The organism is Vibrio sp. Vb2880 (assembly GCF_033337975.1).
Classification (GTDB): Bacteria; Pseudomonadota; Gammaproteobacteria; order Enterobacterales; family Vibrionaceae; genus Vibrio; species Vibrio alginolyticus.
On record NZ_JAWORT010000009.1, the window covers coordinates 96,284 to 112,791 of the forward strand.

Consider the following 16,508-nt stretch of genomic DNA (forward strand, 5'->3'; position numbering starts at 1 on the left):
GTACTCCTGACCTCAATGAGCAATGGGTGTGCCACCCCTGTTTTAGCCAACTTGCTTATTCTTCGATGCCTAATTTTGTCATCCAACCGCTTAACGTTTGATGGCTCTTTAGACCTAGTACTTCAGCTGCTTTGGATTTATTGTTGCGACTATACTCTAAAGCTGATTCAACCGCATCTTTCTTAATAGTATCAATGTATTGCTGTATATCCCCAGGTACAAAAAACTCCCCCCGAGATGATTGCCTTCTGCCTGCACTTAATACTGATGATTGAAGGTCTTCGGCAGAAATGGTAGGTGATTCGGACCATAACACAGCGCGATTCAGTGTATTCCAAAGCTCCCTGATATTTCCGGGCCATGGATAGGATTTTGCAAAATTTATTGCATCAGTGGAAATTTTCTTACTTTCGAACAGAGGGTGTTTGTCAGCCTGTTGATTGATATCGTTCATTAGTGTTGATATTAGTTCAGGAATGTCTTCCGATCTCGCTCTAAGCGGTGGCATTTCAATAACCCCGACGGCGAGTCGGTAGAATAAGTCTTCCCGAAAGGCTCCTTGCGATGTCATATTAAACAAGTCTTGGTGTGTTGCTGCGATAATGCGAACATCAACAACTTTTGATTTAACGTCACCGACTCGAGTAATCTCTTTTTGTTGCAAAGCTCTAAGTAATTTAACTTGGACATTAAGTGGCAGCTCGCCTACTTCATCTAGGAACAAGGTGCCGCCATTTGCCTGTTCAAATAACCCTGAATGATCTTTATCCGCTCCAGTAAACGCCCCTTTGATGTGACCAAATAGAATTGAGTCCACCAAATTCTCTGGTAATGCACCACAGTTAACGGCTCTGAATGGTTTATCTGAGCGAGAGCTCGCATTATGAATGGCTGTTGCCATGACTTCTTTGCCTGAACCACTTTCACCCAGGACAAGCGCAGGTAAATCAGATAATGCGAGTCTGTGAGCTTTTTTCACTAGAACCTGCATGATTTTCGACTTTGTTGTTATAGCTTCAAAAGCCGAGCTTAAATGAGGGGCATCTGATGACAGTGACTGTATCGCGCTAGTAGAGGATTTGGTGTATTCCGTCGCGAAATCGACGGGTATATCAACCTCGATTAACTCACCTTTGGGTGATGTTTGAAGTAACTGGCATTTAGCAATGCTCTTACCGAGTAAGACTGAAACAACTGTCATTGCCGGCGTTCCAGATGTGAGGTTTAAGTAAATATGTTCCGAGCCTGCAGAAATATTGCTCAGCTGCTTTTGCATCACTTTGGTTATAGAGGAATAATCTATCGGCGACGCCAATCGAACACGTTGGATGACCACTGAGGTTTTGGAACGCCCCACACATGCCAGCTTTCTCTCCAACCACTCTTTGTAGTCATGCCATTCATCATCCCAGGTACTGGCAAGAATAATAATGCTGTCTAGAGGTTTGCATTTCAAAGCAATCGTTGCAATTGAAGCTGGGTTATCTAGCTTCATTTGATCAAGATCTGTTCTACCAAGCCAACTGAGTAAGGTTGCCATTTTGACTTCCGTAACTAATTTTACTTACAGGGAGGGAGTTTACCCCATTAAGCATTTAGTTGATATTCAATTAATTTGTATTTCGTGAGTCATAGAGCATTGTTAAGCTAACGAACATTAGCCTAACGATCGTTAGCTTAACGGGGAAAACTTTTAAGGCTCAACTTAGCTGCTCTATTTCAGTCTGCAACGACACCGTAGATTGATAGAATGGAGCACTACTTTTGCAAAAGACATCATGATAAACCTGGTGAGAATCAGCAACAAAGACCACTCTTAAGTTTTCTATAGTTCTTACCGTTAAACGAGAACGCAGCCAACCTGAAAAATAAGTATCGCCTAGCGCTTTAATGCCGTAAATCCAAATCCATTTAGGATATTCATTTTCCTCGATCACACTGTTGAGGCTCTCTGATAACCTAAAATTATTCTTATAGTCATTTAAATCAATGGATTGCACAGCAATCCCTAGCGACGCATTTACCTGATTAATCTTATGAACCAATGAATCCGCCAGATCTACGCGAAACACATGATGCCTGTAAATATGCAAGTCCCATATCCCCATGACATAGCGCTCTAAACCTAGTTCATAGTTACTGTAACTCACATCCAGTTCATCAAGTTTTTTAAAACACATTGATAACTCCTTGACTAAAGTTAAACATAATCAAAGGCCGCAATAATTCGCTCTCGAAAAGAACCCAACTTAACGCGTTCGGATTCTTCAGAGGTTAAGAAACAACTATTCTCACTTTCCGAATAAGAGCCAATACCCCATTCAAGTTTGGAAACATCACCTGTTCTTGATGTAGAAATAATGCCTGTTTCTTCTGAAAGAGGCCCCAAACAATATGATGGTGCTGAGTTTTCAATATCAACAAACATACAACATTCTGGAATGTCTTCTTCTACACGCTCAGCAAACTTAATCAGACTCTCTTCAGCGAAGGTATACAACCATGCTTCCTGGTTAATTGAGTTGTTAACTCTCAATATTCTTCCAAGGACTTGCCTAAAGTAAAGTTCAGTTTTGATTGAGCTCATATGACAACAAACCTGCAGTCTTGGGATATCCGTACCTTCACTGATCATCCCAACACTCACTATCCATTGAACATTTGAATGACGAAAAGACTCAATTTCACTTAATGGGTTTACATGATGGTAAGTCACAATGCTGGCTGATTGATTAAATCGCTCAACTAGCCGTTTTTGAATGTCTTTAGCGTGCTTGATAGAAGCAGCCACCACTAACCCGCCTGCATTTGGCGACAACTCCCTGATCTGAGAGAGTTTTTGACAGCCACTATTCAAGATATAATTCATAGCCTCTTCATTATGGATGAGGTTTTGGTAAGAAATATCGGATTGTTTAAGACAATCCAAAATTGAGGCGAAATGGTGGTTGTTACTGCTAGTCTTAATACTTAAATGCTCGCTATCGATTAAAGCAATTTTTGGTTTACGGCATACTCCATCAACAAGTGCCTGTCGCAGGCTATATTGATAATCACAAATAAGAATGCCTTCTGGGTCAGAATATTCAGCCATAACAATTGGTAACTGATCTGAGCGCCAAGGTGTACCTGACAGTGCCAATGTATATCGTGCCAACCCTTGTATTTTTGAGACAATATCTAAACCCCATGAGTTAGAGCGACCATCGCTCTCAAACGAACAATGATGAATCTCGTCAAATACGACCAAAATTCGATGTTTATTGACGGTTTTCCAAAAGTTCTCATCCAAAAATCTAATTGATTGGTAAGTGTAAGAGCCTCCAAGAGATCCAAGCCCTCCGTTAAATGAACACTTTAATTTCCAGGCGAATGTTTTCTGCATCCCCTCAGCGACCGAAAGAGATGGCGAAAAGCAGAGCACCAAATCTATCATATGCCGTGCAAACAATTGCTTTGCAACCTCTGCAGCCATAACTGTTTTACCTGCACCAGGAGTTGCTTGGCAGAAAAAGTGTGGTCGCTTATTTGAAGTAAATTTATTAATAACCTGTTCTGCGCACTCGGCTTGCCACACCCTTAACATTTTTGGTCATTCCCTTGGATTACTTTTATCCAATTAGTTAGTGCATTGATTCGGCCTAATAGCTTGGCTGAGCGCTCTCTTGCTCCGTTAAATAGAGGCAGCATGTCTTGTTTGCTGTTTGGGAAGCGCATCAATAACGATTTATACTCTTCAATCTCTCCTAGCGTAATCGCAAGCTCACCTTCATGTTGCTTCTTCTCTTTCTCCAATACAGTTATAGAAGCCTCGGAAGCTTGAATAGTTGTAAAATCGGCTTCAGTTTTTCTAGTCTTAAGCGGCTTAGGTTTAGTTGTGAGTAATTTAAAGTCGTTGGTAATTTGGTAACGTTTATCTCGGCGAGCTCCAAGGGCAGAAAGCCAACCTTTTTTCTCATATGACAAGAGCTGCTTATAGATATACTTTCGCGCTTTCTCCTTGCTCGAGAAGGGTTCACCACCGTCACATAAAACATCCCTCGCCTCTATGACTGAAAAATTATCCATCTCTCTTTCAATCAATAGGTTAAACATATAAGGGTTAATTCTAGTTACTTTCTTCATGTTAATAATACAAACAATAAAAACTTAGGATTGCTAAGTATACAAAAATCAGTAAAACTTAGACAATCTAAGTTACCTAAAGGTTGAATAGAAATGTGTAAGTGCAGAAAGACAACCCAATCCCAGCGAGGCTCAAAGCTGCGCGTAAAAAAGCCAAGATCACCCAAAAAGATTTGGGGGTGAAAATTGGTATGGAGCCAAGTTCTGCGAGTGGACGAATGAACCACTACGAGAAAGGCAGGCACGTGCCAGATATTGGTACACTCGAACGAATGGCCGAAGAATTAGATGTACCACTAAACTACTTTTTCTGTAGAAACGATTTGAGTGCTGAATTGGCATGTGCAATTGATAAGATGAGTGATAAAGAAAAGGCAAAGCTGTTGGAAAGTTTAAACCGTGAACTTTAGGCCGTTCTACTTTTCTATGGCCTAACTTTCCACAGCTAGAGCTCTTTAGTGACAAAATATTCAAATTTGACATGTTGTCCCGAACACTCTTTAAGAAGAGTAGGACTTGGGCTTTGCTTGTAAATGTGTAGGTTTAGTTTCAGAAAAAGAAGTCAATGATGTAGTTCTATTGCTAATGACCGGGAGATACCCAACGTCCATTAATTTCAGAGCTTCTTCTATCTAAACGCTTCTCTGTTTTTCATACGCAACTCCGAGGCTTCTTGCCATCTGTTAATTGACTCTGCGTGAAGACGGTAGTTTGTGTATGTCTTTTGTTTGGTAGATAAACATATTACTTACTACCGTTTTTGATTTTATTCGGCTGCTTCAAGGGGAATTGGTTTTGATTGCTTTCGCTTTGATAGTTTCTTACCACTTACATCTAGCTCGCTAGACCCAATAGGGAGTTTGATCGAATCTGAGCTTCGGATTAATGCAGAAGCTAATTGTTCTGCCGGGTGTAATATCTCATTGTTAGGTTGCGCTTTATCCTTGAACAACCCTTCCGTAAGCGAGTCTAATAGGCGCTCAGGAATATCACCATCTTTCTTCTCATTCCATTCAAGACACATCTCTACAGCCAAATGAGCTCTATTCAAATCTCGAACAAATTGCTGATTATCCAGTTCTTGTTGAGCAATCCTGTTTGCCCATGAGTTAAACCACTTGATCATATAAAGAGCTGATGAAATAAACAGTGCGGAACTCAAAAATGCTCTGATATACAAGAACCAAACGTAATTTGATTCCTTTATTGCGGTTAGTTTAGCTTCTGCAGCATCTTTCGACACTTCAGTGAGCGTTGACTTTCCTGTCTGCACTAACCCATTACTAGGGTACTGATAATGAAGCTCTTTTAATTCTAATGCACTGACATACGCACCAAGTGCACCTGCAACTAATAGCAATACTGTTAATACAATTGCCCATATTGAACGAAGTGTAACAGACGAAGAGAAGTTGAAATACTTAGCCTTTTCTTGAACATCTTCAAGCATAGACGTAGTTGTTTTTCGTCTAGCAGTCGTATTATCAGAATCTTCAATAAGTTTGGCTCTTGCATCAAGCTCTTCACTTCTTGCTTTATATTCGTCTTCTAGCCTCTGTTGTTTAGCAGCGTAATCTGCATCTAGTGCTTCATGCTTAGAAGCAAATTCTTTATTTTTCTGGTCAAGATATGTTGATTTTTCAGCATCTAATGCCCTAACTTTTTCATGTTGCTTGTCAATCAGGGTGGTATTTAGCCCTTCCAACTTAGTCAACACTTCATGGTGAGCAGCAAACACATCAGATTGCATCTCTCCAGTCGATGCAGAGCCGATACTCATCTGAAGTTTCGTTTGTAATAGTGTGTACACCCCTAACATTTCAACTGGGAGTCTTTGATTAGAAACCGTACTTAGTTGATCTATTAGAGATTCAGTAGAACGCCTGTAGGTAATTGAACTATGAGTTTTTGTGGGATCTTGGACAACTATGGACTCAATTGCACAACTCGTATTTGTCGACGATCGTAATGACTCCAAAAACTCATCCTTTAACGAACCATCGCCATTAGCCCCGTTTACAGCTTGGACACAATATGAATTACTAGCGATTAACACTATCACCTTGGAGGTGGAATCCATTCCAAGTTCTTCATAGTGAAATAAGACATCATTCATGAAAACTTGAAGTAACAGATTATCACTTACACGTGGAATTGCGATTGTCGCCATACTCTCCCTCATACATTAAATAGAACGAGACCGAGGCTCTTTGTTCATAATCTCGTAATTACAACAATTATTTCAATGCTGATAGTACCTTACGGAAACTATCCAATCTAGCCTCGATGCTCTCAATGATTCATTCGACCGAAAAATCTGGTTCTGATAAGTAATCAAGATTAGATAGTAACTTATGCATCCGACCGTATGTGGTTTTTAGATACATCCAAATTAGAATCTCTTCTATATTATTGTCTAGGAGTACCTGGCGGTACTGCCGAAAATAAAAGGGACACTTTCGAGTTAGAAAGTGCCACGGGTAAAAGTTCAACTTGAGAAGCTTTAGTACAATTCTGAGTTACGAACCGTAGAGCACTCTGTTTTTTCGGATGACTTCTAGTATCGCCATTATCCGACCAGCCTACATATGGCTGGCCAAATTTCCTTATCCATCTAATAACCGACTACCCCCAATTTTCTTGGAAAGAAAGCCGCAATTTATCTATTAAATTTGGAGCAGAACCTTCACAAGTAATCCCCAAAAAAGTTGCTGCACGAGTTGCACCAACGTAAAGGTATTTATCAAAGAGTTCAGGTTGAGTGTCAGCTAATACATCCGCACCTACAAAAAATACAGCTTCAAACTCAAGCCCTTTAATGTGCTGAACATCAAATACTCGAACGTCATTACCTTCCCCTAAGGACTGTCCATCACTGCAAGCTACCGCTCTAATGTTTAAATCTTCTAATTCTTCAGTTAGAGCTTCTGCCAATGGTTTTACTTCTTCTTCATGGTTTACCAAAATTGCAATACTAGGTAGTGCATCTGCAGTCTGTTCAACTTCAGATATTCTATCTTTTAGCCAGCGTACAAGCGTGTGAATATTATGTTCGTTCTCTAGCAAAACAGGACTAACACCTTGATGGTTCGACTTGTCTGGAAGCTCTCCGCTGTATTCGACATTGCCACCCATCTCTTGGAGAAGCGCCTTGGCGAACTCGTTTAGGCATTTACTTTGGCGGTACACAATGTTGATCGGTTCAGATCTTAGATTTGCCGATACCCAACTAAGTTGTTCCACGGACTGAGTTCCCAGCAGAGTTATTCTTTGGTTAAAATCGCCACACGCAAAGAAAGAACCTATAGAAAGCGTTGTTAGCGATTCCATGCACGCTAATTGAATAGGTGAAAAATCGGTCGCTTCATCAACTAAGACTTGGTTTCTGAATGTTTCGTTAATTAATTGAAGTTGGAGGTAAGAACTTAACTCAACTCTTTGTCGAACAAAGTTTTCATTGAGCAGTTCTCTTGCAATTTTTAGCTTACTTAAAATAATCACGTCCAACTCTGATTGCTCGATATGATTAGGTTTAGTTGGTAGATGATCAAACCAGGTTTGAGGCACTTCTTCAGATTTCCTAAAGGCTCTATAGTGTTTTGATATATTTTTTAAATACTTTAATTCAGCACTTTTGAACTTCCTTAACTCACGCATTTGAATCGCTAAGAAACCAAGATTTTGAAGTTTATCCGCTTCAGGTAGTCGAGTACCTAACCACTGTATGATCGTGTTAGGTAGCCCATCTTTGGGAAGGCTTCGTTTTAGGTATTTAGCTCGCGCTAATGCATTAATAGCTTTCTTATATTCACTAAAAGCTTGTTGTTGCGGAGTAACGATCTGTTCATCTTCTTCATTTTCATCATCTTCTTCATCGATGATTGATTCAGATAGTTTGTTCTTTTTCCAATCATTAATCACAGAGATCAAATCGGAAATAAAGCCTTTGTCAGTATTTACCTGATAGGCTAAAGACCCACGTAGTAGTGACTCTGAGCTATCTTTCTGCTTTTTTAAGAGTAATTGAATGTCATCTTGATACTTATCAAGATTCTCATAGAAAGCAATTAGCTTACCCTGTTCCAAATACTTTGCGACCGATTGTAATGCGGACTGTATGCTTATAAGCTCTGAACTTTCAAGCTTGTTAAGAAGCTCGATGCTAGCTAGTAACTCTTTAGCGACGGCAGTTTTATGGAAATCAATAAAGTCTTCATAAAACTTAGGCAGATTAGAGCATGCTTTAGAATTGAGATAACTATCATCTTTTTTAACGAAGCCACTGCTACCTGTCGATTGTAAAATGGATAGAACATTTCGCCCAAGATAGTTGCTGTAACTTCCCCAGGTTTTGATTTGCTCAGATGACGCAGGTACTTGCTCTTTAGCAAAAGCTTCTTTCAAGTAGTGCTTTAATAGATCAGTAGGTGTGAACATGATCCAACTGGTTTTGTGTTTGGCTTCTCCACCATTTAAGTTCTTGATTTGAGTTTGTTCGTCAACGTCTAGATATTCAACATTTAGTTTTTGACCTAGGCGTTTAATTAGTGTGGTTGTTTTGCCCGTTCCAGGCGGCCCTAGAATGATTAATTGGCTATCTAAAGGTAAGCGAAAAATAGCTGACTGAAATTTATCTAAGACTGGCTGGTCTCTAAGACTCATGGCTGTACGAACTTGGTGCTTAACACCCATAGTAAAGTCAGTTGAGGAATCTCCACCATTAAGTAACGAATCTAAAAAAGACGTATCGGATAGATCTTTTTCCTCTTCAAACAATCGACGTAAAGAAGGCTCATACGTTCTACATTCCTCATCTTCTGATGTAAAAATAGAAAATGAAGAATCCCAACCATTGGTGCTTTTTTGAGGTTTAAGTGTCAAAGTTTCTAACACTTCTAATAATACTGATTTACCACCAATATTTAATGTTGCCTCATCCCCAACTTGTAGAGAAGCTAAATGGCCTAATGGGGAATCATAACTGGCAAGTGCTATGTCTCCATCTAAATTGAGAGCGCTTTTACGAGATATGTAGAGTATTTTAGAGTCAACCCCGTCATGATACAGGACTCTTGCAATAGCTGGCTCATTCTCAAGAGCACGATACCCTGCTTGGATAGAACTTGATATTTCACACATATTATCAACAGCATGCGTATCAGTGAATGCGTTGATACTTGCTAGTTGAGCGTATCCACTTGAAGCTTTAGATCTGTTTGCAAACTTTTCAGCAGCATTGGATACACTCTCCATTACATCGACAGCCTCACTAGCAATCAGCTTTATTTGTTGTGCATTATCCATTATTAATTCTCTATATAATTAGCTAGTGCTTTCTTGATATCAGAAGTCGTCAGATTAACTTTACGGCCTCTGACTCATGTAGCCTTTAACCCTGCTTTGGTTCGTTCAGAGATAAACAGTTCGTAACTCTACCCAAGGACCAATCTATCGCGCAGATTGTTTAATTCAGATATCGCCTTTTCAATTTGTTGTCGCTGTTCAATATTCGCTTCTGATGTGCGCTGTAAGTCTTGCAATGCTTCAGAAACATGGCGAATTTCAGTCGTATAGAAAGATGTTGATAGCTCATCCATACGTTTAACAAACTCATTTTTCAACTCAAGAAATATTTCCCGATAATTCTTCCTAATATCGCGTCTAGCAGCTATTCGGTCTGCAGCGCATTTCTCTTGTTGAATGTCGTCATTGATTTGTACGATTACGCCGATTAACGCCATAACCGGTCCGATAAACTTCGCAACTGAGCCAATCTTTTCAGCAATATTAATAGCTTGATAAGGTTTAAATTTGGCGCCAAAAAAGTGTCCTACCTCCAGGACTGCTTTGTGGAGGTTACTGCCCGATGCTGCTTTCATCCCTTCTTTAGCTGTCTTATTGATCGCCTGATTTGATAGCCATGAGAATCCTTTCTCTGCAGACTTAAGAGTCTGCTGTGTTTTTACCGAACTCTCATATTTATCGCCGATATTATGCGTTTCAATATCAATATCTGCTCTAGCATTAAGTTGCTCTGTAGCTTGAAAATGATCGCTCAAAGCGGCTTTGAGTGACTCTGCTAGCGGGCTTGTATCCAACTCTTGCAGATCAGATTCAAGAGTACTTAAAGCTGAATCGACGATTTTCTCAAGTTTCAGTTGGGTTTGCTTAACTTGAGTAAGAACATCATCTGCAGAGCGCTGCTGTATTTGCTTAAAATCCGCCTCATTGAGGCCATCATCCACTGACTCCGCCAGCTCATCACCAATAAGTAGAATATTTTGCTCCATTTCAGCTAGATTGCCATCAAACTGCTCTTGAAGCTGCTTTTGACTAGACTTTAATATTCTCATCTTTTGCTGAAGCAGTTCAACCAGCGCTTCCTGCGTCGGATCTTCAGCTGCCAACTTGCCTAGTAACTCTTCTAATTGAGTGTGCATAGCGGCTAATGGTGTAGTCACCTTGCCTAGCAAACCTCTCTCTTGGGAGAATTTGTCAATAGCTTCGATAAAGCCACTAAAGTTGGATAGAGCCATTAACTCTGCTTTATCTTCTTCATCCTCTTCTTTTAATGACTCGAAATATGACTCTGCATCAACAAATACAATAGGAAAGTCTTCCGGTATTCTAGGTTCTAAAACCTCAGCAATCCCATTTAATTTGGTCTCTACAGTACCTGAATCGCGTTGAGATTTATTTACTACCAGAAGAATTTCTTTTTCTCTTCCTTTTGTAAAACATAGATCTCTAAACGCAGCCCCAACAACATCATCAAACAGTTCATTTGTAATCACGTAAATCAACAAATCCGCTTGATCCATCGCTGCAAATGATGCTTCATCATGCTGCTCCCTTTCACCAGCAAGTATGCCTGGGGTATCCCATACAACCAGATCTTTGTAGTTATACTTAGTCACTTGATCGGTTGTGACGCCTGAGCCAATGGGAATGTCATCAAGTCCTGTTAACCCTTTAATTAGAGAGGATTTCCCAGAGCTATATTGGCCTACAAAAGCGATATTTAGCTTTGAATTTTGATACTCGTCTTGATTAGGAAAACTGAGACCCAGTTCAGTTAACTTATTTCTATTAGACAAATTAACGATAAATGCCGCTACCATCTGTTTAGCCTGATTAAACTTCAACTCTTCCATTAATGACAAACCTCACTCATTTCATGCATTGGTTTTGCTGATAACTTGATATTACAAATAGCAGCAGCCAACATAATATTGCGTCCCTGCTTTCCAATAATCCGTCCAAGATCTTCTTCTTTAGCAAAAATGAAATACTCTCCATTTTCACCTTCTACTCGAGCCCTAACTTTTCTAAGATCCAACATATGAGAAAGCATCTTTTCTACCGAGTTTTCGTATACCACTCTAACCCGCTCACCCAAAAGTGTCTGCAACGACGAGAGCAGCTCAGGCTCTTTAAAATGATTGGTGACGGTGAAATAGCAAGCGTAACCGGGTTGGCGGACTATGCGTTTAAACTGTGGTTTTTGATACTTATCGGAAGCCACGATATCCATAGACCGCAGCAAGTACCTTTCGTTTATGTCATGTTCTAATTGGTCAAGCTGGAGAAACGCTTTTTCGAGAGACTGAATAAACTTCTCAAGCCCCATGCAGACCTCTTTTAATTCCGATTTAACCTGCAATATCTGCTTTCGTTCGATATCCTTGTGAAACCATTTTGTGATTTCTTTAATCGAATTATCCCGTTGCACTTCTATTTCATCACGAATCTCTTTAGTTCGACTACGTTTTTCCATTTGTAGCTTCTTGGTTTTTGAATCAGAGAGCATTTGAAATAAACCAAACACGAAACCCGCCGCTGCTAGTCCCCAACCAATGGGATTCCAGCTATTTGCAAAAGCAATGGCAGAAAGAACACCTAACCCGGCTGCTGTCCAACCATTCATGCGTTTATAATCGAAAGGATCAAATGACCTTTTACTTCCCTCCATATTGAGCTTGCCACCAAGCTCAATATTCTTAGCCATATCCCGATTGAATTGTTCAAGATCAGCAGCAAGCTCTTCAGCTATATTATTTGCCACATTTTTGCAGCGTTCTTCTAAATCAAAAGAAGCAATGTGATCGTCGAGTCTATTGCCAAAAGAATTAGACTGAATATTGTCATCAACAAAACTTGATATTGACTTCATTAAAGGAGCAAAAGCGCGTCCGACATCTTTTTCAATCTTATCCGGCACCCTTTTTGACTGGCGTTCGTGCCATATATATACACGCTTCTGGGTATTAGCATATTCCTTGAGCAGTCCTTTCACTGATTCTTTTTGGGAACGAATCAATGTCTCAAGTTCATCCGTATGGGTTAATGTCGATCCTAATAGCGTTTGAACTCGCCTAGTACGGCCTTTATGTGTAATTTCATCTGTTAATAGCGCCAGAAGGTTATCCATTCGACTGACTCGATAAAGATCTTCTTTTTGATCGCTATAGGCTTCCTGAGTCGACAAAAAAGCTGCTTGAGCATGTATAGGTACAATATGGATGTATCTTGGGTTCATACCCAGCTTTGAAGCTTCATTTCGCAACCTTTCCTTGTGCCCTTCAAGGTCTGAAGCATTGTAGATATAGCTATCGGGATCTTTTATCGCCTTTTTTCGATGAACATTCTTCTCCAGGTTTTTCTTCACGTTCACAACAAATATTAAAGGCTTGTTCAACTGATAGGCGTATTTCAGCTCGGTAAATGTAGACTCTTGAATACTGTCATCGCTGAGTAAAAAGAGAACCACATCTGATTGCTCAAGAATGCTGCGTGCTATCTCTGTATCTTCCTCACCGTTATAAGCGCCAAACCCCGGTGTATCAATAATACGAAGATGATTCCAGTCATACTGACGCACGTCTCGGGTCGTTCTTTGCGCCCCCATCCCTATAGTTGAACCATCTCCTCCAGTAATGGCTTCACGTATAGTGCTTTTACCCGCCATAGTGCGACCAAACAACATAACGCTAAAGCTTTTTAGTGACTCTTTCTGCTGTTCTAAAGCCTTTGTTTGCTTAGCCCTTAGCAACTCATAACCGGCACCCAAGCAGCTTTGAATATCAGCCAATCCCTTTGCTGCAACCTGACCCTTGGCGGTAACTTGTTCTGCCTTCCATGCAATATCGCTAAATTCATTGTTTAGGTTGTTAACAATTTGATCGCAACGCTTACTAAACTTTACCGCCGCTTTGAATTCTTCCTGAGCAATCTTTTCGCAATCCTTCAATGCTTTGCGATAAGTATTCGGCTTCTTCATATATCTATTCTCACAATGAATAATTCACTCAATTTTGTATGCTTAACGCTTTATGGACGGACTTTTCCGTCTTTGTATTCCGCCTATGTTGCTGCCATTTATTATGAAACTCAACTGATATCAACCTGTTATGTGAGTAGGAATTTAATTATGGAAGCAAATTACAGAAAAGTTACGTACAAGAGCTTAAAGTACGGATTAGGTTAACTTAGTTTATTGGTGTCTGGTCAGGTGTCCCATTCGCAGGTTCTGAGAAGATTCGGGACAGAAATGAGCTTTTCAATATAACCCCAATCAACAAAGAAAGTAGTGGTTCTACAAGAACTATGTTTTCTTTAAGTAGATTCACATAACCTTAGATGTTAACCATTGCAATGAGTGGTGCGAATTTTACTAGTGTGCCAGGGCATCGTGCCAATAAATTAGAAGTGGCGATATTTTTCTATCTTGTTATTGATTCCATATATAAAAGACAAATCCACTGTGTGATTGCAATAGTCACTTCATAACTGAGATGTCAATGCCTAACATCACTGATAACCCCTACAAACGAACAATTATGACGTTATTACTTAGTGTACATGTACAAATATTGGAAGATCCGACAGATCGGATAGCATAAATTATCGTTATTAATTGAGTTTCTTCTTTATTTCAAACGGTATACAAGGTCTAGATCATAGATTTGTTAAATTTGATTTGATTGTAATCTTGTACACGCTTTAATAGACGTCTATTTAATATCATTTACCCTTACCCAAATAAATGGGTTCATTCTTTAAAAGGAAAATATCATGCACGGCAACTTCCGCTACTTTGGTATGACAACCATGCCAACCTTTGCGGCTTCTTATGACGTGATGAAAAATGGCGACATCAACAATGACTTTGCTCGATTTGAAGCGCACTTGAATCAGCACTTCTAGCTGCATTATCAGGGGGGAGATTCTTTCTTCCTCCTGCTTTGTCTTAAACTTCACCTCAAGAAGTAATGTTTGTGTGACTTTTATCACACAAACACCAATGCACCACCAAATTGATATGCATCAGATTGAAATGCAACAAGCGTAAGCTAAGCTTGGTTTTGTATTGCAATTATGCTTTTCACTGATGAATAAGTCTGATTTTGATTGCATTTAATCAGCCGTAATAACTTTGTACCTAAACATTATTATTCATTGGATTAGAGCATGTTAAGAAATCACTATTTAGTTCTATCGTGTGTTTTTATATCTACAACGATACTGATCAGTTTTTTGATGCTGGATAACACGATAACTCAGGTATACACTGACTTTACTCGCACCGCTTCAAACAACCAAAACCAACTTGTTGCCATCGCTCTATTATTGGTACTACTTTTAGCCTTAGATATATTCCTCCCTGTGCCATCTAGCTTAATTTCAATTTTCGCTGCCACATATTATGGCTTTGCTTACGCTACCCTGATAGTATTCTCCGGCATGTGTTTGGGCGCCATCATAGGTTACTTCTTAGGAAGTGGCTTACTGTCAATTGCACCAAGTCGATGGTTAAAGGAAAAAGATATTGCAAGCGCTTCGAAACTATCGCTGTGTATTAACGACCTGGCACTAGTTACAATGCGTGGCGTACCTATCTTGGCTGAAACCTCTGTCGTCGCCTCAGGCATGAGACGATATCCATTCTGGCGATTTCTATTTATTACAGGAGCTGCCAACCTTGGGATCGCGTTAATTTATGCATCTGTCGGTAGCAGTATCCAGTATCTAGACTCTATTGGATATATTATTTTAGCGTCTATTTTAGTTCCTATTTTGGCTTGTTCATTTCGCATTTTAATCGAATACTTCCGTTCGAGCCCGACAGCTATAAGCGAAGGTCAATATGAGTCCCCACACACACTTTGCGAAAACTTAATAGAGGAATCCGATACTAAACCAAATTCAAATAGTCATAAAACTTATCATGCTAGTTTTGCGATTAACTATTCTTATGACGTAATTTATAACGACCATATATTTTCACCTATAAACTCTTGTTTAAGCGACACTATAGATGGACTTTTTAAGTGTAATACCCAAAGCCCTGCTCTAGTTATTATTGATTCAGGGGTTATCGATACCATACCTCAGCTTAAAGACGGTATTGTCACATACTTCGCTTCCTACCAAAAAGCTGCCGTCCCTTTTATTTTGAGCAATGGCGAGCTTAATAAAACTCAAACTAACATTGACAAATGCATCAATGCAATGCTGCAAAATGACCTAGACCGCCAAAGCTGCGTTATTGCTGTTGGAGGAGGCGCTCTACTCGATACTGTTGGTTTCGCCTGCTCTATTTTCCATCGGGGAGTTCGTTATATTCGCGTTCCGACAACCACGTTGGCACAAAACGATGCTGGCATAGGTGTAAAGAATGGTATCAATGGGTTTGAACATAAAAACCTACTTGGCTGCTTTGCTCCTCCTGCCGCTGTTATCAATGATATTGAGTGGTTAAAAACACTAAGTGAAAGGGACAAACGCGCAGGCATGGCAGAGGCAATAAAAGTCTCACTGATAAAAGACAAAGAGTTCTTTCTTTGGCTAGAAGATAACCGAATGGCTTTAGCTCGCTTCGAAACCAACGCTATGTCGAAAATGATAAAAACTTGCGCAGATTGTCATCTCGATCACATCGTGAAGTCTGATGACCCTTTTGAAAGGGGCAATACTCGCCCACTCGACTTTGGTCATTGGAGCGCCCATAAACTGGAAAAGCTATCAAATCATCAGCTCAAGCATGGTGAGGCGGTTGCTATTGGCATTGCGATAGATCTTACTTACGCCTTGTTAAACAATCTTATTGACAACACAGTCTATCAACGCTGTATCAACGTGCTTTGCGATGTAGGCTTCAAGTTATGGCATCCATGTCTAAGCTTATTGGACGAAAAAGGCAATCTCGCCGTTTTGAATGGCATAGAAGAGTTTCGTCAACATCTTGGTGGGGAGCTGTCCATTCCTATTGTTCATGAGATTGGCAGCCATCAAAGCCACAATTCGGTCGATTTTCAGCGCTTTGAACAGGCGATCGTATTGTTGAAGAAAAAACATCAAAACTTGGCGACATAAGTGAAGCT

10 protein-coding genes and 1 pseudogene are annotated in these 16,508 nt (G+C 40.0%); 3 read left to right on the top strand and 8 right to left on the bottom strand.

Translation table 11 applies throughout. The features are described from left to right. Positions 1–55: 55 nt before the first annotated feature. The 4 genes from R7M92_RS12135 to R7M92_RS12150 form a co-directional block, all read right to left on the bottom strand. Entirely contained in the window at positions 56–1,540 is a 1,485-nt protein-coding gene (locus tag R7M92_RS12135; protein ID WP_318133449.1) for a sigma-54 interaction domain-containing protein, read from the bottom strand. Positions 1,541–1,700: 160 nt separating this feature from the next. After that, a complete protein-coding gene (locus R7M92_RS12140) occupies positions 1,701–2,180 on the bottom strand; it encodes a hypothetical protein (protein ID WP_318133451.1) in 480 nt (159 codons plus the stop codon). Between the two features lie 20 nt (positions 2,181–2,200). Further along, positions 2,201–3,586, bottom strand: a complete 1,386-nt coding sequence (locus R7M92_RS12145; protein ID WP_318133453.1) for a DEAD/DEAH box helicase — start codon at positions 3,584–3,586, stop codon at positions 2,201–2,203. Then, positions 3,580–4,125 (bottom strand): hypothetical protein, encoded by a 546-nt coding sequence (locus R7M92_RS12150; RefSeq protein ID WP_053303061.1) that lies wholly within the window; start codon positions 4,123–4,125, stop codon positions 3,580–3,582. Before R7M92_RS12150 ends, R7M92_RS12145 begins: the two co-directional genes overlap by 7 nt. A gap of 101 nt (positions 4,126–4,226) precedes the next feature. On the opposite strand from R7M92_RS12150, the gene R7M92_RS12155 reads away from it, so the two are divergent. Then, on the top strand, positions 4,227–4,535 hold the full coding sequence (locus R7M92_RS12155) for a helix-turn-helix domain-containing protein (protein WP_053303062.1): 309 nt from the start codon (positions 4,227–4,229) through the stop codon (positions 4,533–4,535). A 356-nt stretch (positions 4,536–4,891) separates the two neighbouring features. Here the strand turns inward: R7M92_RS12155 and R7M92_RS12160 are convergent, their stop codons facing one another. The 4 genes from R7M92_RS12160 to R7M92_RS12175 form a co-directional block, all read right to left on the bottom strand. Further along, positions 4,892–6,295 carry a hypothetical protein gene (locus R7M92_RS12160; protein ID WP_318133458.1) on the bottom strand — a complete coding sequence of 468 codons (1,404 nt, stop codon included), beginning with the start codon at positions 6,293–6,295 and terminating at the stop codon, positions 4,892–4,894. 455 nt (positions 6,296–6,750) lie between these two features. Further along, complete coding sequence (locus tag R7M92_RS12165; RefSeq protein ID WP_318133460.1) at positions 6,751–9,429, bottom strand: ATP-binding domain-containing protein; 2,679 nt, start codon at positions 9,427–9,429, stop codon at positions 6,751–6,753. Positions 9,430–9,557: 128 nt separating this feature from the next. Further along, positions 9,558–11,279: a GTPase domain-containing protein gene (locus R7M92_RS12170; RefSeq protein ID WP_318133501.1), complete on the bottom strand. Its 1,722-nt coding sequence runs from the start codon at positions 11,277–11,279 to the stop codon at positions 9,558–9,560. Beyond that, on the bottom strand, positions 11,279–13,405 hold the full coding sequence (locus tag R7M92_RS12175) for a GTPase (RefSeq protein WP_318133461.1): 2,127 nt from the start codon (positions 13,403–13,405) through the stop codon (positions 11,279–11,281). Before R7M92_RS12175 ends, R7M92_RS12170 begins: the two co-directional genes overlap by 1 nt. Before the next feature lie 794 nt (positions 13,406–14,199). On the opposite strand from R7M92_RS12175, the pseudogene R7M92_RS12180 reads away from it, so the two are divergent. After that, a pseudogene (locus tag R7M92_RS12180) lies at positions 14,200–14,331 on the top strand (flavodoxin family protein); the annotation flags it as partial. A gap of 264 nt (positions 14,332–14,595) precedes the next feature. Next, complete coding sequence (locus tag R7M92_RS12185; RefSeq protein WP_318133463.1) at positions 14,596–16,500, top strand: 3-dehydroquinate synthase; 1,905 nt, start codon at positions 14,596–14,598, stop codon at positions 16,498–16,500. The last annotated feature ends 8 nt before the right edge of the window (positions 16,501–16,508 follow it).